General features: G+C 68.9%; 21 protein-coding genes, 1 tRNA gene and 1 pseudogene. 9 read left to right on the top strand and 14 right to left on the bottom strand.

Annotated elements, in window-relative coordinates; translation table 11 throughout:
- Positions 1-7 precede the first annotated feature (7 nt).
- Genes QZM72_RS12810 through QZM72_RS12795 form a run of 4 tightly spaced genes read left to right on the top strand, consistent with a single transcriptional unit; the run spans position 8 to position 5,270 of the window.
- The gene (locus QZM72_RS12810; RefSeq protein ID WP_301738275.1) at positions 8-2,224 is read left to right on the top strand and encodes a TonB-dependent siderophore receptor; all 2,217 of its coding nucleotides are present in this window, start codon (positions 8-10) and stop codon (positions 2,222-2,224) included.
- Positions 2,224-2,487 carry a hypothetical protein gene (locus tag QZM72_RS12805; protein ID WP_301738274.1) on the top strand — a complete coding sequence of 88 codons (264 nt, stop codon included), beginning with the start codon at positions 2,224-2,226 and terminating at the stop codon, positions 2,485-2,487. The genes QZM72_RS12810 and QZM72_RS12805 overlap by 1 nt, the downstream gene beginning before the upstream one ends.
- 1 nt (position 2,488) lies before the next feature.
- On the top strand, positions 2,489-4,000 hold the full coding sequence (locus QZM72_RS12800; RefSeq protein WP_301738273.1) for a PepSY domain-containing protein: 1,512 nt from the start codon (positions 2,489-2,491) through the stop codon (positions 3,998-4,000).
- Positions 4,001-4,022: 22 nt separating this feature from the next.
- Positions 4,023-5,270 carry a RhtX/FptX family siderophore transporter gene (locus QZM72_RS12795; protein WP_089470631.1) on the top strand — a complete coding sequence of 416 codons (1,248 nt, stop codon included), beginning with the start codon at positions 4,023-4,025 and terminating at the stop codon, positions 5,268-5,270.
- 79 nt (positions 5,271-5,349) lie between these two features.
- On the opposite strand, the gene QZM72_RS12790 is transcribed toward QZM72_RS12795, so the two are convergent.
- On the bottom strand, positions 5,350-6,591 hold the full coding sequence (locus QZM72_RS12790) for an MFS transporter (protein ID WP_301738272.1): 1,242 nt from the start codon (positions 6,589-6,591) through the stop codon (positions 5,350-5,352).
- Between the two features lie 141 nt (positions 6,592-6,732).
- Between QZM72_RS12790 and QZM72_RS12785 the strand changes: the two genes are divergently transcribed.
- The gene (locus QZM72_RS12785) at positions 6,733-7,605 is read left to right on the top strand and encodes a LysR family transcriptional regulator (protein WP_089470329.1); all 873 of its coding nucleotides are present in this window, start codon (positions 6,733-6,735) and stop codon (positions 7,603-7,605) included.
- A 74-nt stretch (positions 7,606-7,679) separates the two neighbouring features.
- On the opposite strand, the gene QZM72_RS12780 is transcribed toward QZM72_RS12785, so the two are convergent.
- Positions 7,680-7,764: transfer RNA gene (locus QZM72_RS12780), tRNA-Leu, on the bottom strand.
- A gap of 142 nt (positions 7,765-7,906) precedes the next feature.
- On the opposite strand from QZM72_RS12780, the gene QZM72_RS12775 reads away from it, so the two are divergent.
- Positions 7,907-9,220, top strand: a complete 1,314-nt coding sequence (locus QZM72_RS12775; RefSeq protein WP_301738271.1) for a leucine-rich repeat-containing protein kinase family protein — start codon at positions 7,907-7,909, stop codon at positions 9,218-9,220.
- 13 nt (positions 9,221-9,233) lie between these two features.
- Here QZM72_RS12775 and QZM72_RS12770 read toward each other — a convergent pair whose 3' ends face one another.
- From QZM72_RS12770 to QZM72_RS12735, 8 genes are all read right to left on the bottom strand, one after another.
- A complete protein-coding gene (locus QZM72_RS12770; RefSeq protein WP_301738270.1) occupies positions 9,234-9,863 on the bottom strand; it encodes a LysE family translocator in 630 nt (209 codons plus the stop codon).
- 101 nt (positions 9,864-9,964) lie between these two features.
- Positions 9,965-10,138 carry a hypothetical protein gene (locus tag QZM72_RS12765; RefSeq protein WP_301738269.1) on the bottom strand — a complete coding sequence of 58 codons (174 nt, stop codon included), beginning with the start codon at positions 10,136-10,138 and terminating at the stop codon, positions 9,965-9,967.
- A gap of 33 nt (positions 10,139-10,171) precedes the next feature.
- Positions 10,172-10,618 carry a copper chaperone PCu(A)C gene (locus tag QZM72_RS12760; protein WP_301738268.1) on the bottom strand — a complete coding sequence of 149 codons (447 nt, stop codon included), beginning with the start codon at positions 10,616-10,618 and terminating at the stop codon, positions 10,172-10,174.
- 89 nt (positions 10,619-10,707) lie between these two features.
- Positions 10,708-11,073, bottom strand: coding sequence for a copper resistance CopC family protein (locus tag QZM72_RS12755; protein ID WP_089470325.1), 366 nt, complete (start codon positions 11,071-11,073; stop codon positions 10,708-10,710).
- Positions 11,074-11,364: 291 nt separating this feature from the next.
- On the bottom strand, positions 11,365-11,742 hold the full coding sequence (locus tag QZM72_RS12750) for a DUF2946 domain-containing protein (RefSeq protein WP_301738267.1): 378 nt from the start codon (positions 11,740-11,742) through the stop codon (positions 11,365-11,367).
- A 92-nt stretch (positions 11,743-11,834) separates the two neighbouring features.
- Positions 11,835-12,329 carry an SRPBCC family protein gene (locus tag QZM72_RS12745; RefSeq protein WP_089470630.1) on the bottom strand — a complete coding sequence of 165 codons (495 nt, stop codon included), beginning with the start codon at positions 12,327-12,329 and terminating at the stop codon, positions 11,835-11,837.
- A 59-nt stretch (positions 12,330-12,388) separates the two neighbouring features.
- Positions 12,389-12,691 (bottom strand): 2Fe-2S iron-sulfur cluster-binding protein, encoded by a 303-nt coding sequence (locus tag QZM72_RS12740; RefSeq protein WP_049031263.1) that lies wholly within the window; start codon positions 12,689-12,691, stop codon positions 12,389-12,391.
- Positions 12,692-12,773: 82 nt separating this feature from the next.
- Positions 12,774-14,669, bottom strand: coding sequence for a sigma-54-dependent Fis family transcriptional regulator (locus tag QZM72_RS12735; RefSeq protein ID WP_301738266.1), 1,896 nt, complete (start codon positions 14,667-14,669; stop codon positions 12,774-12,776).
- A gap of 270 nt (positions 14,670-14,939) precedes the next feature.
- Here QZM72_RS12735 and QZM72_RS12730 point away from each other — a divergent pair, with 270 nt between their 5' ends.
- Both QZM72_RS12730 and QZM72_RS12725 read left to right on the top strand, forming a co-directional pair.
- Positions 14,940-15,131, top strand: coding sequence for a DUF2964 family protein (locus tag QZM72_RS12730; RefSeq protein ID WP_034178269.1), 192 nt, complete (start codon positions 14,940-14,942; stop codon positions 15,129-15,131).
- Between the two features lie 239 nt (positions 15,132-15,370).
- Positions 15,371-15,658 carry a DUF1488 domain-containing protein gene (locus tag QZM72_RS12725; protein WP_006480750.1) on the top strand — a complete coding sequence of 96 codons (288 nt, stop codon included), beginning with the start codon at positions 15,371-15,373 and terminating at the stop codon, positions 15,656-15,658.
- A 247-nt stretch (positions 15,659-15,905) separates the two neighbouring features.
- Here the strand turns inward: QZM72_RS12725 and QZM72_RS12720 are convergent, their stop codons facing one another.
- A complete protein-coding gene (locus tag QZM72_RS12720; RefSeq protein ID WP_089470322.1) occupies positions 15,906-17,207 on the bottom strand; it encodes an NCS2 family permease in 1,302 nt (433 codons plus the stop codon).
- Between the two features lie 815 nt (positions 17,208-18,022).
- Here QZM72_RS12720 and QZM72_RS12715 point away from each other — a divergent pair.
- Positions 18,023-18,301 (top strand): hypothetical protein, encoded by a 279-nt coding sequence (locus QZM72_RS12715; RefSeq protein ID WP_027807295.1) that lies wholly within the window; start codon positions 18,023-18,025, stop codon positions 18,299-18,301.
- A gap of 187 nt (positions 18,302-18,488) precedes the next feature.
- Here QZM72_RS12715 and QZM72_RS12710 read toward each other — a convergent pair whose 3' ends face one another.
- The 3 genes and pseudogenes from QZM72_RS12710 to QZM72_RS12700 all read right to left on the bottom strand — a co-directional run.
- The gene (locus QZM72_RS12710; RefSeq protein WP_301738265.1) at positions 18,489-18,863 is read right to left on the bottom strand and encodes a DUF2917 domain-containing protein; all 375 of its coding nucleotides are present in this window, start codon (positions 18,861-18,863) and stop codon (positions 18,489-18,491) included.
- Positions 18,864-19,118: 255 nt separating this feature from the next.
- A complete protein-coding gene (locus tag QZM72_RS12705) occupies positions 19,119-19,406 on the bottom strand; it encodes a hypothetical protein (protein WP_089470320.1) in 288 nt (95 codons plus the stop codon).
- Positions 19,407-19,508: 102 nt separating this feature from the next.
- Positions 19,509-19,631: pseudogene (locus tag QZM72_RS12700) on the bottom strand (metal-dependent hydrolase); the annotation flags it as partial.
- Positions 19,632-19,634 lie beyond the last annotated feature (3 nt).

Below are 19,634 nucleotides of genomic sequence, written 5' to 3'. Positions count from 1 at the left end.
GGCGTGAATGCGGTACGAGGTGCGGGAATCTGAGAGATCGATGATGAAGGGCGCACGCGTCGCCCGTTTCAGGCGCTGGCGTCCGTCGCTGTATCTCGGCCTGCTGATCGCCGCGCATCCGGCGGCGGCGTTCGCCGATGCGGCGCCGGCGGGCGGCATGGAACGCGGCAAGGAAGAGGCGGCCGCCGCGCAGCCTGCCGCGGGCGAGTTGAAGGCGATTGCGGTGAATGCGTCGCGGGGCGTGGCCGACGATCCGTCGGTGGCGACGGTCGGCAAGATGCCGCTCGCGCTGCGCGAGATTCCGCAGTCGGTCAGCGTGACGACGCGCGAGCGGATCGACCAGCAGAACCTGTTCTCGCTCGACGAGGTGATGCAGCAGTCGGCCGGCGTGACGGTCCAGCCGTACGTGCTGCTCACCACCGCGTATTTCGTGCGCGGTTTCAAGGTCGATTCGTTCGAATTCGACGGCGTGCCGGTCGTGATCGGCGACATGGCGAGCGCGCCGCAGGACATCTCGGTGTACGAGCGCGTGGAAATCCTGCGCGGCGCGAACGGGCTGCTGCACGGCTCGGGCAATCCGGCCGCGACCGTCAACCTCGTGCGCAAGCGCCCGCAATACCGGTTCTCCGCGCATGCGACCGCGAGCGTCGGCAGCTGGGACCGCTATCGCGCGGAAGCCGACATCGGCGGCCCGCTCAACGCGGCCGGCACCGTGCGCAGCCGGCTCGTCGCCGCGTACGAGGATCGCCACTTCTTCTACGACCATGCGAAGCAGGACACACGTTCGATCTACGGCGTTACCGAAGTCGACGTGACGCGCGACACGCTGCTCACGTTCGGCGCGCAGTACCAGACCACGTCGTCGGTGCCCGACATGTCCGGCGTGCCGATGGCGCGCGACGGGTCGAGCCTCGGCCTGTCGCGCTCGACGTTCCTCGACACCGCGTGGGGCCGCTTCAACTGGGATACGACGCGTGCGTTCGCGTCGGTCGAGCAGAAGCTCGGCGCCGGCTGGAAGGCGAAGGTCAGCGGCGAATACCAGAGCGTGCGCTCGGACCTGAAGTACGCGGGTTCGTTCGGCGCGATCGATCCGGCGACGGGCGCCGGCGGCCGGCTGACCGGCGCCGCGTACCAGTTCAGCAGCTACAGCCGCAGCGTCGATGCGAACGTGCAGGGCCCCGTGCATGCGTTCGGGCTCACGCACGACCTGCTGTTCGGCATCACGTATGCGAACAGCAGCAGCGGACAGATGACGGCATCGCTGCTCGGCGACGTGGCCGGCACGCCGGTGAACGTGTACCGCTGGAACCCGGGCAGCGTGCCGGAGCCGGGCATCGGGCCGTACCAGCAGTCGCAGCAGAACGACATTTCGCAGAAGGGCGTCTACGGGCTCGGCCGCATCAAGCTCGCGGAACCGGTGACGCTCGTGCTCGGCGGCCGGATGAGCTGGTGGAACCAGGACAGTCTCGGCGCGCACTACAACACCGGCCACCAGTTCACGCCGTACGGCGGGCTGATCTGGGATTTCGCGCGCGACTGGTCGTGGTACGCGAGCTATGCGGAGGTGTTCCAGCCGCAGACCAAGTCGATGTGGGGCGGCGGCATCCTGACGCCGGTGAAGGGGCGCACCTATGAAACCGGCGTGAAGGGCGAACTGGCGGGCGGCAAGCTTAACGTGTCGCTCGCGGCGTTCCGCATCGATCTCGACAACAACCCGCAGGTCGATCTCGCGCATCCATGCGCGGGGCCGAGCTGCTACTACGTGAACGGCGGCAGCGTGCGCAGCCAGGGCTTCGAATTCGAGGCGAACGGCCGCATCACGCCGTGGTGGAGCGTATGGGCGAGCTACACGTACGACACGATGCGTTATGCGGACAATCTCGCGAACGCGGGCACGTTCGCGCCGCTGCTGAATCCGCGCCACCTGTTCCGGCTGTGGACCAATTACGACCTGCCGTGGCAGGAGCGGCGCTGGAGCATCGGCGGCGGCATGCAGGTGCAGAGCAGCTACTCGGCCCAGGCGAACGGCGTCACGATGAGCCAGGGCGGCTACGCGCTCGCGAGCGTGAGGCTCGGCTACCGCTACGACAAGCACTGGAGCGCCGCGCTCAACGTCAACAACCTGTTCGACCGCAATTACTACCTGAGCCTGAGCCAGCCGGGCTGGAACAACCGTTACGGGGAACCGCGCAACGTGATGCTCACCGTGCGCGGCCAATTCTGATGGCGTTCGGCTGGGGTGCGCGGGCGGCGATCGCGATCGGCGGCGTGCTGCCCGGTGCGGCCGCGCTCGCGATCACGCTGGCCCGTCATTACCCCGACGACGGCCTGAACCGGCTCTACGCGGCCGTGCTGCTGACGCTCGCCGCGAGCGTCGCCGCGCTGCTGTGGGTGCTCGTCGCGCCCGGCTGGCGGCAGGCCGCCTGGCGCGCGGGTGCGTGGCTCGCGGTGCTCGTGCCGTGCGCGATGTTGTGGGGAGGGCGCTGACATGGACGCTTCGTCGCATTCGCGCTGGCGGGCGCTGCATCGCGGCGCCGGCGCGCTGTTCGGCGTGGTGCTGTTCGTCGTGCTGTTCAGCGGCGCGTGGAGTCTCGCGTTCGATTCGATGCAGGGCTGGTGGCGGCCGCCGGCGCTCGCCGTCGCGCGGCCGGCGTTGCCGCTCGATGCGCTCGTCGCGCGGGCAGCATCGCTCGGCGTGCCGTTGCGCGATACACGCATCGTGCTGCCGCGGCCGGACGATCCGGCCGTCCGTTTCTGCGACGCGCGGCAGACGTGCACGCTCGCGCTCGATCCGGCGACCGGCGCGCCGCTGCCCGATGCGGAACGGGCGATGTCGATCGTCACGCTGCACAAGACGCTGTTCGCCGGTTTCCCCGGGCGCATCTTCGTCAGCCTGTGGGGCATCGTGTTGCTCGTGCTCATCGTCGCGGGCGTTGTCGTGCATCGCAAGCGCTGGCTCGACGCGGCGCGCATCCGGCGCGGCCACGGCTTGCGCGTCGCGCTGTTCGACCTGCATGCGTGGATCGGCCTGTGGGGCACGCCGTGGCTCGTGCTGTTCGCGTTCACCGGCGCGTTGTCGGGGCTCGGCGCGCTCGGCACGGTGTCGCTCGCGGGCGTCGCGTATCCGGGGCAGCCGCAGCGTGCGTTCGCCGAACTGCTGGGCGGGCCGCCGCCCGTCGAGGCCGGCGGCCGGTGGCGGCATGCGCCCGATCTCGATGCGCTGCTGCGGCGCGATATGGCGCGCCGGCCGCGTTTCCGGCCCGAAGCCGTTGCGTTGCAGCGCTGGGGCGACGTGAACGCGCGCGTCGAGATTGCCGGCACGACCGCGGGCCTGCCGAGCACGGCGGTGTTCGAACGCCACCTGTACCGCGCGGCGGACGGGCAATGGCTCGCCGATGCGACGTCGCGGGGCCGCGGCTTCTGGCTGCGCGCGTTCATCGCGGTGCAGCCGCTGCATTTTGCGCAATATGGCTGGGTTGGCGCGGCGGGCGGCGTGCTGCGCATGCTGCATTTCCTGATGGGGCTCGCGGCGTGTGCGCTGTGCGCGACGGGGCTGCATCTGTGGATCGAGCGGCGGCGTGCGCAGCGCGATCGTTCGGCGGACGTGCTGGCCGCCGTCGCGGTCGGCGTGTGCGGCGGGCTCGTGCTCGCCGGCGGCGCTCTGCTGTTCGCCGGTCGTGCGTTGCCTGCTGGCGTGCACGTCGATCATGCGCTCGCGATGCTGTTCTGGGTCGTGTGGGGCGGTGCGATCGCGCTCGCGGCCTGTGTCGCCGATCGCGCGGCATGGCTGCGCGTGCTGATGCGTGCGGCCGGCGTCGCGTACGCGCTGGCCGGCGCGACCCATTGCGCGATCGCGCTGCTGGGCGCGGGCAGACCCGTGTACTGGCGGATCGATGCGGCGCTCGTCGTCTTCGGCGCATTGCTGCTGCGTGCGGCGCGCCGTCCGCGGCGCGACGCGATGCAGCCCGCGCGCGTGCCGGCCGGCGCCGAACCTTTTTAACCTCATGCAACTGGAGACTTCGATGCGCGACCTGCTCGAACATCGCCGCCTGGTCATCACGATCACGCTGCTTTACCTGTCGCAAGGCATCCCGATCGGCATCGCGATGGATGCGATGCCGACGCTGCTGCGCCACGACGGCGCACCGCTTCACGCGCTCGCGTTCCTGCCGCTCGTCGGGCTGCCGTGGGTCGTGAAATTCCTGTGGGCGCCCGTCGTCGACAACCGCTGGTCGCCTCGCATCGGCCGGCGGCGCAGCTGGATGCTGCCGATGCAGACGATCGTCGTGCTGTGCCTGGCCAGCCTCGCGCAGATCGGGATGACGGTCGCGACGGCGGGCTGGGCGGTCGGGCTGCTGGCCGTCGCGTCGCTCGCGAGCGCGACGCAGGACATCGCGAACGACGGGATGGCCGCCGAGCATTTCAGCGGCGACACGCTCGCGAGGATCAACGCGATCCAGATCGCGGGCGTGATGATCGGCTTCTTCGGCGGTGGCGCCGGCACGTTGACGCTGATCGGCCGGTTCGGCCAGCCCACCGCGTTTCTCGCGCTGGCGGCCGTGCCGCTCGCGAGCCTCGTCTGCGTGCTGTGGGTCTTGCCGCGCGACGCGGATCGCGCGCGCGCCCGGCCCGAACATGAGGCGAGCCTCGTGCGTTTCGCGAAGCGGCCGCGTTCGTGGTCGTTGCTGTCGCTCGCGCTGCTGTCGGCGATGACCGCCGTATCGGGCTTCGGCCTGTCGAAGCTGTTCCTCAACGACGCGGGCTGGTCGCTCGACGCGATCGGCACACTCGGGATGGCGGGCGGCGTCGTGACGGTCGTGCTCGGATGCGGCGGCGGCGCGTGGCTCGTGCGGGCGCTCGGCCTGTGGCTGGCGTTTACGGCCGGCGTGAGTTGCGCCGGCGCGGCGGCGCTGCTGTGGTTCGCGCAGGCGGCCGGGTGGCTGCCGGTGTCGCCTTCGTGGGCATGGCTGTGCACGGTGCTCGGCTCGCTGGCGACCGGCATCACGTCCGTGTCGATCATGACGGCCGGCATGCGTTTCGCGGGCGGCAGCGATCAGGCCGGCACCGACGTGACGGCCGTGCAGAGCACGCGCGATCTCGGCGAGCTGATCGCGTCGTCGACGATCCTGTCGCTGACCGCGAAGGTCGGTTATACGGGCGGGTTTCTCACCGGCGCCGCGTTCGCGGTGCTGGCGGCGCTGATCGCGATGACGCTGCGGCGGCGCGAGGCGGCGTATGCGGTGAAGGGGGACGACGCGCTGGTGTCGTGACGGCTGCGTCGCCGGCGCGCGGTGGGCGTTGTGCGGGCCGAGCCATGCCGTATCACGCGCCGCTCAAGCCAAGCACGGCTCAAGCACGGCTCAACCGCCGCGCCGCCAGCAGCGCGACGGCAAGCAGCACCGCGACATACGCGGCGACGCTCGTCCACGCGCCGCGTTGCCAGAACGCGCCGCCGACCGAGCCGAGCACGCTCGACCCGACGTAGTAGGCGAGCAGATACAGCGACGCCGCGTGCCCCTTCGCGGCGCCCGCGAGCGCGCCGACCCAGCCGCTCGCGACCGAGTGCGCGACGAAGAAGCCGATCGTCACGAGCACGATGCCGACGACGATCGCGACGAGCGAGTGCGACAGCGTCAGCGCGAGGCCCGCCGCGCAGACGACGATGCCGCCGACGAGGACCGGCGCGCGCCCGAGACGATCGGCGAGCGCGCCGGCGCTCGATGACGACACCATCCCGAACAGGTACGCGCCGAAAATCAGCCCGCAGGCGGTCGGGCTCAGGTTGAACGGCGCGGCCATCAGCCGGAACCCCGCGTAGTTGTAGATCGTCACGAACGCGCCCATCACGAGGAAGCCGATCGCGAACACGAACGGCAGGCGCGCGTGGCGCAGTTGCGCGTACCACAGCCGCAGGTGGTGACGCAGCGTCAGGTCGGTGCGCTTCACGAAGCGCCGCGACGCCGGCAGCAGCATCACGAACGCGAGCGCCGCGAGCAGATCGACGACGCCGATCGACAGCATCGCCGTTCGCCACGAGAAGTACTCCTCGAGCGCGCTCATCCCGATCCGTCCGATCATGCCGCCGAACGCGGTTCCGCCGACGTAGAGCCCCATCGAGAAGCCGAGCCCGTCGGCGGCGATTTCTTCCGCGAGATAGGCCATCGCCACCGCCGGCACGCCGCCCAGCGCGAAGCCTTCGAGCGCACGACAGACGAGCAGCAGGTGCCAGTCCGGCGACAGCGCGGCGAGCAGGTTGAACAGCGCGGCCAGCGTCATCGACACGAACATCAGCCCGCGCCGCCCGACCCGTTCGGACAGCGCGCCGGCGCAGAGGATCGACACCGCGAGCATCCCGGTCGACAGCGAGAGCGACAGCGAACTCGACGCCGCGCCGACGTTGAATTCGCGTGCGAACGCGGGAAGCAGCGGCTGCACGCAGTACAGCAGCGAGAAAGTGGCAAAGCCGGCGAGGAACAGCGCGAACGCGATGCGCTTGTACGCGGCCGAGCGCGGGGACACGCCGGCCGGCAGCGCGTCGGGGGCGGTGTGCTGCGTGCCGGGGACGGGTCGGGAAATCGAAGCGGAGGACATGAAGGCACTCGATGCGCAACGGAATACGGGAATTCTTGCGCACGGTCATGTATATGTCCAATATATGAAATGAACCGCAGCAATATGTTTCAACACTGGCTGACAGCCCCAGCCCCGACTCACCGCGAGGTCACGTCAAGCATGGAACTCCGGCATCTCCGCTACTTTCTGGCCGTCGCGGCCGCGTCGAATTTCACGAAGGCCGCCGAAACGCTCGGCATCGGCCAGCCGCCGTTGAGCCAGCAGATCAAGGCGCTCGAGAACGAACTCGGCGTGGAACTGTTCAAGCGGACCGCGCGCGGCGCCGAGCTGACGCTGGCGGGCGAGGTTTTCGCGGAAGAGGCGCGGCGCGTGCTCGACGATGCCGAGCGCGCGGCACGGGCGGCGAGACGCGCCGCGCGCGGGGAAACCGGCCATTTGCGGGTGGGCTTCACCGGGACGGCCGCGTTCAATCCGAAGGTGTCGGATCTGATTCGCCGCTTTCGCGAAGCGTTTCCGGATGCGGAGCTGACGTTTCAGGAAGCGACGTCGGGCGTGCTGCTGGAGGCGCTGGAGGCCGGGCGCCTCGACGTCGTGATCGTGCGGCCCGAGCGCCGCGTGGCCGCGACGCTGCGGGTATCCGACTGGGACGAGGAGCCGATGTTCGTCGCGCTGCCCGTCGCGCACCGGCTGGCGCCGCGCCGGCGCATCGATCTGGCGGAACTCGCGGACGAGTCGTTCGTGCAGGTGCCGCGCGCGGCCGGCGCCGCGCTGTTCGACGACATCGTCGCCGCGTGCAAGGCCGCCGGGTTCGAGCCGCGCATGGGGCAACCGGCGCCGCAGATCGCGTCCGCGGTGACGCTGGTGGCCGCTGGCCTCGGCGTGTCGGTCGTGCCGAAGGCGATTACGCAGGTGCAGGTTCCCGGGGTGGTGTACCGGCCGTTCGCGGGCAACCGGTTTCGCGCGCGGCTGGCCATTGCGTCGCGCTGCGACGAGCCGTCCGCGGTGGTGCGGAATTTTCTGCTGCTCGCGTAGCGGACAACAAAAAACCCGCGAAGCCATGTGCTGTCGCGGGTTTCGGATCATGCTGGAATGCGGGGAAACGCATCTGGTGCCGACGGCGAGACTCGAACTCGCACAGCTTTCGCCACTACCCCCTCAAGATAGCGTGTCTACCAATTTCACCACGTCGGCACTGCAAGGGGCGCAATTCTAACGTCACATTTCGCGTTTGTGAAGGGGGGATGACAAGCTCCTGTATGGACACTTCGTCGATCCCGGTAGAATCCGTCCGATCGACCCGTCGATCACCGCAACCGCCACCCGTTTTCTCCCCGTGACCCACACCCTCGAACAACTGCAGGCCGGCCAACTGTCGGGCGCGCGGCAACTCAAGCTCGCGTGCGGATTGACCGAATTTCCGCGCGAGATCTTCGATCTGGCCGACACGCTCGAAGTGCTCGACCTGACCGGCAATGCGCTGTCCGCGCTGCCCGACGACCTGCCGCGGCTGCATCGCCTGCGCATCCTGTTCGCGTCGGGCAACCGCTTCACCGCGTTCCCCGACGTGCTCGGCGCGTGCGATGGGCTCGACATGATCGGCTTCAAGGCGAACCGGATCCGCACCGTGCCGCGCGGCGCGCTGCCGCGTGCGCTGCGCTGGCTGATCCTGACCGACAACGCAATCGACGAACTGCCGGCCGACATCGGCGACTGTGGGCGGCTGCAGAAGCTGATGCTGGCCGGCAACCGGCTGCGGGCGCTGCCCGCGGAAATGGCCGCCTGCCGCGCATTGGAACTGGTGCGCCTGTCGGCGAACCGGCTGGATGCGTTGCCCGACTGGTTGCTGCGCCTGCCGCGTCTTGCGTGGCTCGCCGTGGCCGGCAATCCGTTCGGCGCGGTGCCGGAGGCCGCGGCGTCGGCCAGGCCGGACGTCGCGGAGATCGACTGGGCCGCGCTGTCATGCGAACGGAAGCTGGGCGAGGGCGCGTCGGGCGTCATTTATCGCGCGCAATGGCGCGCGGACGGCCATCCGCCGCGAACGGTCGCGGTCAAGCTGTTCAAGGGCGCGGTGACGAGCGACGGCCTGCCCGATTGCGAAATGGCCGCGTGCCTGCATGCCGGCCATCATCCGAACCTGATCCCGGTGATCGGCAAGCTGCGCGGGCATCCGGACGGCACGCACGGCCTCGTGATGGAGCTGGTCGATTCCGCGCTGACGAATCTCGCCGGGCCGCCGAGCTTTGCGTCCTGCACGCGCGACGTTTATGCCGCCGATGCGTCGTTCGATCCGGCGCAAGCGCTGCGGATCGCGCACGGCATCGCGTCGGTCGCCGGCCATCTGCATGCGCGCGGCATCATGCATGGCGACCTGTATGCGCACAACATCCTGCACGACGGCGCAGGCGGCGCGCTGCTCGGAGATTTCGGGGCGGCGTCGCTGTACGACATGAACGAACGCACGCGCGGCGCGAGGTTCGAGCGGCTCGAAGTGCGCGCGTTCGGCTATCTGCTCGGCGAGTTGCTCGAGCGCTGCGAACCGCATGCCGGCGCGCTCGATGCGCTGGCGGCGGCATGCGTGAACGAGGACGTCGATGCACGGCCGTCGTTCGACGAGGTCACGGCCGCGCTGGCCGCTTGCATGGGCTGACGGGTGGCGCGGCTCACGCCTGCCGCGCGGTCAACAGCTTGATGCCGAGCCCGACGAACAGCAGCCCGCTCGCACGCTTGAGCGCGCGCACCGCGCGGCTCATGCCGACGCCGCGATGCAGGCGGCGCACGCCAGCCGAATAGACGCTGTGAACGACGACGACCGTGCATGCGATCGTCGCGTACATCACGACGAACTGCAGCGCGAGCGGGCGGTCGTGCACGACGAACTGCGGCATGAATGCGGACAGGAAGATCATCGTCTTCGGATTGCTGCCCGACACGAACAGCGCTTCGCGGAACAGCTTCCGGCGATCGGGCACGACGATCTCCGCTGCGCCGCTCGATGCGGCGGCCTGGCGGTCGCCGCGCAACTGCCGGACACCGAGAACCATCAGGTACGCGGCGCCGATCACCTTCATCGCGACGAACAGCGGCGGCATCGCCGCCAGCACCGCGCCGACGCCGAGTGCGACCAGCAACACGACCATGCCTTGCGCGACGAGGTTGCCGGCGATCGTCGCGGCGGTGCCGTGCGCGCCATAGCGCACCGTGTTGCGGATCACGAGCAGCACGTTGGGCCCCGGCGACAGCGTCGTCGCGAGATAGGCGGCGGCAAACAGCATCCAGGTCTGAATGGACATGCGGCGCTCCGGGAGGCGGTTCCAGCGGTCGAGGTCAAGCGATGATGGCACGCCAATAATGGCGAGGGCCACCGGCGCCGGAACCGTGCGGTCGCGGCGCGTCAGCGCGCGTCGCGCATGCAGTACGCGGGAATCGACGGCGGCGTATCGATGGCGGCAGGCCGCGTCATCCACGCGATCCACGCGGCCCATAACCCGCAGGCGAGCAATACCGCGACATTCAGCGGCGTCCGGTAGCGGACGATCAGGTCGGCCAGCGGCAGGCGGTCTTTCATGTGCGTTCTCCTTCGATCGTGAGGCCGGCGGCTTTACTGGCCGGCGTAGGTCGGCGCCTTCGCGTCGCAGGTCACGGACACCGTCGAGCCGTCCGCGAAGTGCAGCCGGAGCGGCACCTTCGCGCCGGGCGCGACGGCCTGGCGCGGCTCTTCCAGCATCACGTGATAGCTCTTCGGCTTGAACGTCAGCGTGCCGTGCGCGGGCACGACGACCGAGTCGACATGAACCATCTTCGCGGTGCTGCCGCTCGTCTGCGTTTCATGCATCATCGCCATCCCGTAGGCGGGCGTGTCGATGCCGGTGAGCGTCGCGCTCGCGTCGCCGTCGTTCTTCAGCGTGAAGTAGCCGGAGGACGGCACCGTCGCCGGCATCGTACGGATCCAGCACGCGTCGGCCTGGACGGCGGGTGCGGCAAACGTGGCGGCGGCATGCAGCGCCAGCGCCATGAGCAGGGCGGTCGGGATCGAGCGTTTGATCATGTGTTCTCCTTGTCGGGTGCGATGCCGTGGGCATCGATGCGAATGCGCCCGGCATGGCGTGCCGGTGCGCGTCGCGCGGGTGACGTGCGTTACTTCAGCGTGAATGCGTAGCGGCCGTGCGTGCGATGGCCGTCGCTGGCCACCGCGATCCACGCGACCGTGTAGGCGCCGGGCTTCAGGCTCGCCAGTGCGACGTGCATGCGCTTCCGGTTGCCGGCGTCGACGGCCGATTTCCCGTCGACGACCGATTGCCCTTGGCTGTCGGTCACGGCGATCGAACTGAACGCGGGCTCGAGCGCCTCGCCGAAATCGATCGTGACCGCGTGCGGCGCGCTCGACAGCGTGGCGTTGGGGGCCGGGTCCTGCATTTTCGGGAGCGCATGCGCATACGCGGCGTGGAGGGCGACGAAGCCGAGTGCGGCGAGTGCGCCGCGGACGAAAGTAGCGGTTTTCATGGCTGGATGAGCGAGTGACGAATCGGATGGAAAAAGACGGATTCGACGGACGGCTGCGCGAGCGGCATCGATGTCGGCGGCGCTCGGCGCGGACGTGCGAGGGCGGGCATTCGCATGCGGGCGAATGCAGGCGCGGCGATCCGAACCGGTGGCGGCCAACCGTGCGCCCGGCACGACGCCGCGCGCAGCAGGGTGAGACATGATCGTCCTTCGAAACGTGACACATCGCGCACGCGAGCGGCGTGCGCGGGCGACGCGATGCACGACGGCATCACGCGCAATGACGACGGATCAGGACGTGAACGGCGGGGCGCGCGGTTGCGCGGCCGTGAGCGGCAGCGCGCGGCGCAGGCTTTCGAAGCGGGTTGCCGCGCGATGCTCGATCGCGTGCACACGGGCCGCGAACGTCAGTTCGGGAGCGGGCAGCGCGGGTGTATGGGCAAGCAGGCTGCAGTAGCCGCATGCCTGCAGATGGGCCTGCAGGCTTTTCGTCGACGCATCGGCGGAGCGGTCGCCGGCGGCCGGCGCGGCCGAACAGTAGCCGGCCAGCAGCGCGTCGACGCGTCCTTGCGTGGTCAGCGCTTGCGAGATCGTCGGCGCGAACGCCGTCATCAGGATGGCGAGCATCCCGATCAGACTGCCGATCTTCCGGAGGCGACGACTCAGCATGCGATGCGCGGCGGCGGGTGGACGACGATGCGGGCGATTATGCCACGCACGCCGGTTCGCCGGTCGGCGCGGACGTGCGGCGTAGCGGCGCGCTATGCGTGCAACGCCAGGTACTTCGCGATCAGCGTCATCTGCGCGGCCCAGCCCTGGTCGTTCATGTCGCGTGCCGTCGCGCGACGCGCCTCGATCAACTGGTCGAAACCCGTTTCGGCGACCGTGAGCAGCGTGCCGCCGGCTTGCGCCGCGAGTGTGAAGGTGACGAGTGTCATCGGCTCGGACGCGTAATCGACATCCGGATCGATCGCGAACGGATGCCAGCGAAACGAGAACAGTTGCTTGGGCTCGATACGGTCGACGACGATTTCGAACACGGTGCCCGCATAGGGCTCCTGCGCCTTGGCGACGTCGTCGTCGACGCGGGTCGGCGTGATGCGGCCGAACAGCGGCTGGCCGGCCTCGAACGGGCCGTCGAACGACACGCCGAACCACTGGCCGAATTCGCCGGAATGGCTGACGGCCGCCCACACGCGGTCGGGCGATGCGGCGAGCAGCGCCTGTTTTTCGATGCGATCGGTTTGCTGGATCATCACGTTCTCCATGCAGGATCGAGCGTTGCAGAGCGATGCACGCGGCCCGCGCGCGATGGCTAGTCGAGCATGGCCGCGTCGGGCACGTCGAGCACGAGATCCGACGTCGCGACGGCCACGCACGGCAGCGTATAGCCGTCGGCTTTTTCCTCGCGGGAGAGCCCCGGCCATTCGATCGTGTAGCGTACGCTGCCGCTGACGATCCGGCAAAGACAGCTTCGGCACGTGCCGTTGCGGCACGAGCGCGGCAGCGACACGCGCGCGAACGCGGCGGCCTCGAGCAGGGTGAGCGAATCAGGCGCGTCGAAGGTCGCGCCGAGCGGCTCGATGCGCACGAGGGGCGGGTGATCTGGATCGGTCATGACTGAAGCGGGCGGCGATTCGGCGGCAACGCGCCAAGCATACCCGAACCCGCCGGCGGCCCACGGCCGCCAGCCGTGGAGGTCAGTGCCGCCGCAGATACCGGTACACGGTATTGCGGGCGAGGCCGAGCTCGCGCGCGGCCGCCGACACGTTGCCGCCATGCCGCGCGAGCACCGCGTCGATCATCGCGGCCTGGTGGCTTTGCAGCGTCGTGCCTTCGCGTTTGCCGACCGGCGTGGCTGCGTCCGGCGCAGCCGGCGCATCGTCGCAGTCGAGCCAGAAATCGTCGGGCAAATGCGCGAGCGTGATCTCGGCTTCGTCTTCGGCGAGCATGCCGGCCGTGCGCAGCACGTTGGTCATTTGCCGCAGGTTGCCGGGCCAGCGGTGGCGCGCGAACGCGTCGAGCACGTCGGCCGCGAGGCGGCGCGGCATCGGCTCGCTGCGTGCGAGCCGCGCGAGAATCCGCTCGACGAGCGCCGGCAGGTCGGTGCGCGCGGCGAGTGCCGGCAGCGTGACCGCGAGCCCGTTGATCCGGTAGAACAGATCCTCGCGGAACGTGCCCTCCGCGATCATCGCGCGCAGGTCGCGGTGGGTCGCGCACACCACGCGCACGTCGACCGGCACCGCACGTGCGCCGCCGAGCGGCATCACCGCGCGCTCCTGCAGCACGCGCATCAGCCGCACCTGCTGCGCGAGCGGCATGTCGCCGATTTCGTCGAGAAACAGCGTGCCGCCGTCGGCCTGCGCGATCTTGCCGGGGCTGCCGCGCTTGCGCGCGCCCGTGAACGCGCCGTCTTCATAACCGAACAGTTCGGCCTCGATCAGCGAATCGGGCAGCGCCGCGCAGTTGACCGCGACGAACGGGCCGTCCGCGCGCGGCGACGCCTGGTGCAGCGCGCGGGCGAGCCATTCCTTGCCGGTGCCGGTCTGGCCGAGGATCAGCAGCGGCAGGTCGCGCCCGCGAATCTTCGCGACGCGTTCGAGCACGGCGGCCATGCGTGCGTCGCCGGTGTCGAGCGTCGCGAACGTGATCGCATCCGGGTCCGGCGTGCGCGCGCGTGCGGCCGGTGCCGGCGGCGTGACGGCGACGGTCGCTTTCTGCACGTCGGGGAATTCGCAGCGGGCGAGCACGCGCACGCCGGTCGACAGCGTGAGGCGGAACGTCGCGCCCGGCGCGCGCGCGGCCTGCTGCGCGAGCTCGCCGAAGCGCATGCCGAACAACGCGTCGCTCGCCTGATGCTGCAGGGCGTCGAACGATGCGCCGAGCTGGAACTGGGCGCTGCGGTTCGCGGCGATCAGCCCGCCGTCGGGGCCGAATGCGACGAGCCCGGCGAACAGCGAATCGACGCAATCCTCGTGGGCGTGAAAGCGCAGCCGCAGCGCTTCGCCGCACTGGTTCGCGAACAGGTGGTTCTCGATCAGCTGCGCGGACATCCGTACGAGCGCGAGCGTATGCGGGCTGGAGCCGCGCGGGTCGCCGCTCACGTCGAGCGTGCCGAGCGTGCGGCCGAATGGATCGACGATGGGCGCGCACGCGCAGGTGAGGATGTGGTTCGCGCGCAGGAAGTGTTCGGAACCGTGCACGACCACGGCCTGGCCCGATGCGAGCGCGGTGCCGATCGCATTGGTGCCGCGTGCGCCTTCGGCCCACGACACGCCGTTGCACAGCGCGACGCGGTTGGCTTTCTCGATGAAGTCCGCGTCGCCGATGCTGTGCAGGATCACGCCGTCGGCGTCGGTCAGCAGCACGAGGCTTTGGGTCTCGGCGATCTGCGCGTGGAGATCCTCCATCACCGGGCGGGCGTGCGAGAACAGCGTGTGGTTGGTGTCGAGCAGTTCGCGCAGCGCGACGCGCGACAGCGGCGCGAAATCGGGGCGCTCGTGCGCGCGCAGCCCGACCGCGGTCGAACGCGCATGCGCCTGCGCGAGCAGGTCGGTACGCCCCGCGGTGGCGGGCAGCACGAAGGGTTGCGGCATGATGTGTCTCCTGTTCCCCGGAGCCGCCGGGGCCGACCGGATCGGAAGCGGCGGCGGAGTGTGTCTCCGCTCGCGGCGCACCATTGGGCGCGACAGCCGTTCGTCCGGGTACGCATCATCATACAAGCGCCACGTGCGATGCGCGACTGCCAGCAAAATCCCCTTGCTTTCAGGCGCCCGCCTGCAATGATGGAAATGGAGCACGCACGCGCCGTGTTCCGCGGTGCAACATGCATGCGACGCGACATGCATCCGTTCGGGAGACGCATCATGGTTCGGGCGGAACTGAGAGTCGTGCTGGCGGCCATCGCCACCTTCATCATGCTGGGCGGCATTGCCGTCGCGATCCACGGCCTGCTGTTCGATCTGACCGATGCGGTGAGATACGGGGCGGCCGCGATTGCGGTGGGCGTCACGACCGCCGCGATCGCGCTCAACATCTGGCCGACCGATCCGCACTGACGCCGCTGCCGAAACGGTGCCGGATGCCGCGCAGATCAGACGAAATGCGCGTCGGAACGACGCATACCGAAATTTTTGTGTCCCGCGCGAAACCGTCTAAAGTGGAATTCAACCGGCATGCATCGATCGCGCCACACTCCGCGGTCGGGGCCTCCGCCGGCGAGCCCGCATCCATTTCGTCCGGCCGGTAGCGGACGACGGACGCGGTCACTCGTTTTCTACCGGTCGAGGCGGCTCCCATGCAGATCCATTTCACGAACGAGAAGCCGGAGTATTCGGGGCGTGACCTGATGCTGGCGTTCACGGCGCTGGTCAATGGCGAGCGGGTCCAATGTCAGATCACCGCCGAGGCGCTGGAAGACCACTTCGGCGCGGCATCGCCACGCTTCGAGGACATGGTCGGCGCATTCGACCAGCATCGCGAGCGCATCGAGGCGGCCGCACGGCGCCTGCTATCGGAAACGCGCGCGCAATGCGTGACGCTGCGCAGCGGCTACGTGCGTTTCTACGAGGCGAACTGGCGCTGACGACACGACGCTCGTCTGGCGGTGCGCGCGCCGAGCGCGGCGCACGCGAACCCGTCGCCTTTCACGCAATGCCGTTCGGTGGGCCGGGCGGCATTTTCGTATGCGGGCCGTGCGGGGGCGCCGGAGCGTCGGCGGGGTCGTGCGCGTCGGTTCGTGAAGCTCGCGCAAGCATCCTGCGCAAACGAAAACGCCACCCGAAGGTGGCGTTTGCATCGTGTGTCGCGTCGCGTCGGTGCGCGCGCCGCGCCTACTCGCTGCCGAGATAGAAGAAGCGGAACAGGAACACGGCCGCGATGATCCATACGATCGGCTTGACCGTGCGCGCCTGGCCCGTCAGCAGCTTGAGACCGCCGTACGCGATGAAGCCGAACGCGACGCCGTTCGCGATCGAGTACGTGAACGGCATCAGCAGCGCGGTCAGCGCGGCCGGCACGGCTTCCGTCGCATCGTCCCACGGCACCTCGACCATTTCGCGCAGCATCAGGCACGACACGTACAGCAGCGCGGGCGCCGTTGCGTAGCCCGGCACGACGCCGGCGAGCGGCGCGATGAACAGGCACGCGAGGAACAGCACCGCGACGGTGATGGCCGTCACGCCGGTGCGGCCGCCGGCCTGCACGCCCGAGGCGCTTTCGATATACGCGGTGGTCGACGACGTGCCGAGCACCGAGCCCGCGACGATCGCCGTGCTGTCGGCGAGCAGCGCCTTGTTCAGGCGGTTCATCTTGCCTTCGACGAGCAGGCCCGCGCGATTCGCGACGCCCATCAGCGTGCCCGTCGCGTCGAACAGTTCGACCAGGAAGAACACGAGGATCACGTTGATGATGCCGGTCGACAGCGCGGCGCCGATGTCGAGCTTGAACAGCGTCGCGTCGATCGACGGCGGCGCCGAGAACACGCCGTGGAACTGGTTGCCGGCGAAGAAGAACGACAGGATCGTCACGCCGATGATGCCGATCAGGATCGCGCCGCGCACGCGCAGGTGGTCGAGCGTGACGATCGTGAAGAAGCCGACGATCGCGAGGATCGTCTCGTGCTTGTGCAGGTCGCCGAGCGTGACGAGCGTGGCCGGGTTGCCGACGATCACGCCCGACGTCTTCAGCGAGATGATGCCGAGGAACAGGCCGATGCCGGCGGTAATGGAAATCCGCAGCGATTTCGGAATGCCGTTGACGATCGCCTCGCGCACGCGGAACAGCGTGACCAGCAGGAACAGGCAGCCGGAGATGAACACCGCGCCGAGCGCGGCCTGCCACGTGAAGCCCATCCCCTTGACGACCGTGTACGCGAAATACGCGTTCAGGCCCATGCCGGGCGCGCAGGCGATCGGGTAGTTCGCGTAGAGCCCCATGATGATCGACGCCAGCGCCGCGACGAGGCAGGTCGCGACGAACACGGATTCCTTCGGCATGCCGGCGTCGCCGAGAATCGCGGGGTTGACGAAGATGATGTAGGCCATCGTCAGGAACGTGGTGACGCCCGCGAGTATTTCGGTGCGGAAATCGGTGCCGGCTTCAGCGAAGCCGAAATACCGCTTGATGGATTCCATGAAGGCGTTTCTCCGGTCGAGTTGTCGTGTTGATTGTTGTGCCGAATTGTTGTAAGGCAGCGCGGCCGGCTAACTGTAACCAGCCACTATTGTCCGGCTATCGGCGGATTGTAATAGCGGGGATAGCTCGGACGATATAGTTGGAGGGCACGATCGATTGTGCGCGCGGGAACAGTCTGGCGCCTGCTCGCGTGGCGAAGGCGCGCATTTTACCGGTTCGCGTGGTGCGGGCCGGCAGAAATGGGGAAACGCGGGAAACGCGCGTAGGGGCGCGGGACAGGCCGGCGAGACCGGTCGATGCGTACGCAACGCGGCCGATGCGTGCGCAACGGCCAGCGGGCTGCGTCGCGTGCAGCCGGTGCGCGATGACATGCGACTGAAACGGTGCGCCCGCATGCTGCACGAACGCGGTGCACGCGGCGCGTGCGAGCGAATGCACGTGTGCCGCAGGTTCGGCTACACGACACGGCGACTGCATGCAGCCGCCATTCGTCAGTCCAGGCGGCCGCAAGTATCGGGCTATCCTGCGCCGAAGCCGTCCCGTCCGCAACTGTCATTTCGCGATGCGAAGGCGACTGTGGTTTCTGTGTAAAAGATTGCAAGACCCCATCGCGTAAACCGGCAAGTCTTTCTAGGATAGATAAACCGCGCATGCACACGCCGGCCGGTCATTGCCGACGCGGGGAGTCGCAGTCCGTGCAGGCCAGGCGGTGAATGGCGGTCAAGGCCGTTGCGCGTTCGGGCAGGCACGGCCGGTCAGGCACGGCCGATTGCGATTGCCCGATGCGGGTTCGTCCGTAATCACGGAGGTCAGCATGTTGAACTGGATCAGCCGTTGGGCGATGCGACACGCCCCCACGCCGGAAAAAACCGCTGCGTCGATGCTCGTGACGGCGCGCATGGAACTGTTCGCAGCCGAACAGCGCGTCATCGATGCGAAATTACAGGCGGATTACTGGCGCACACGTGTGTCGTTCCTCGAGGAGGTGCAGAAGCAGGGCATCGATCCGTGGGTGACCTCGCAGGCCGCGCAACGTCCCGACCTCGATGCCACGCCCCGAAGCACGGGCCCGCGTCTCGCCGCCAGCACCTGATGCCGCTGCTGCATCCCGTTGCTGCGCACGGCGCGCGATCACTCGCGGCACGCGTCGGCGTGCCGCGTCCTCCGATGCGCACCTGCGGCGCGTTGCGCCGCGGGTGCGTCCGTTTCCTGTCGCGGCAGTGGCGCGTGTCGCGTGCTTGACGCATGAAACGCATGCCAAACAACGGCACGCACGCCGCTCATCCACTCCTTCTTCCTATCCCGACGAGCCAACGTTGCACTTGCGCGAGCATGCGCCTGATGCGTTCGCCGCGCCGCACGTACGCGGTCGTGATCGTCGCTTCGGCGGACTGGTCGGCATCGGTGCCGAGCCAGATGCGCTCGCCGCGCGCGATGCGCAGCACGTCGCCGGGCCGCACCCAGTAATCGTCGACGCTGGGCGGGCGCGTGATCCACAGCGCCGCGCCGTGCGCGCGGATCTCTGCGTCCTGCGGCGCGCGCCACGTCATTGTCGTGCGCGGCGCGACCGCGAAGCGGATCACGACGGTCGGTAACGCGATCGTGCCGGCGACGCGCCGATCGGGACGGTCAAACAGCGGGCTTGCCTGGTCCATCGTCTTCTCCATTCAGTGAGCCGGACGGATGACGTGCACCAGAACAAAAAGGCCTCATCCGTTTCCGGCGAGGCCTTGTGTGACATGCGGTACTGCTCGATTGCTAACGCACAAGCGCCTCCCGTGATCCATTCTTTCGAATGTTCACCGGGCAATGAATCGCGATGGCGACGAGCTTGAACGTAGGCATGCGAACGAGTGTGTCGCGGCCGCGCAGCCGTGTCAATGGAAATGTCGAGACGCGTGGCGTGGCGGTTACGCGTCGCGTTGCGCGAGGCCGTTCACGAGCAGTTCGGACAGCAGGCCCGTCATCCCTTCCGGGTGCGTGGCCGCGCGGGCCTTCAACTGTTCGACGAGCTCGGCGTTGAGCTTGCACGCGAACGGCACGAGGCCCTGTTCCTGGTCGAGCTTGCGCTGTGCGCGGCGATCCAGCTTGGCCGCTTCGTCGGCGCCCTTGCCGAAACGCGCGGAGCTCGACTGTTTCATCGCTTGCGTCAGCTTGAGCGCCTTGTTCTTTTCGAGATCGGTTTTCTTCATCGCCATCGCGGCACCTCCGGGAAATTGAAGCCGCGATTGTACGCATTTCGGCGGGCGCCGCCCGCCGAACCGGCCGGCCACCCCGTCATGCGCCTTCTGTCGTGCCCGGTTGCCGCCGTACGCGGCCGCCTGTGCGGCCGGCGCGCGCGCGAGGTAGGCGAGCGCCTGCTCGGTCGAGCCTTCGTGGTGCGGCGTATAGCCCGGCATGAAGTAGCGCGGCGCCGCGCCCATCGG

This window comes from Burkholderia sp. AU45388 (assembly GCF_030481585.1).
In the GTDB taxonomy this organism is placed as follows: domain Bacteria; phylum Pseudomonadota; class Gammaproteobacteria; order Burkholderiales; family Burkholderiaceae; genus Burkholderia; species Burkholderia sola.
The sequence above is the reverse complement of the archived record's forward strand: the minus strand, read 5'-3'. Positions and strand labels throughout refer to the sequence as shown.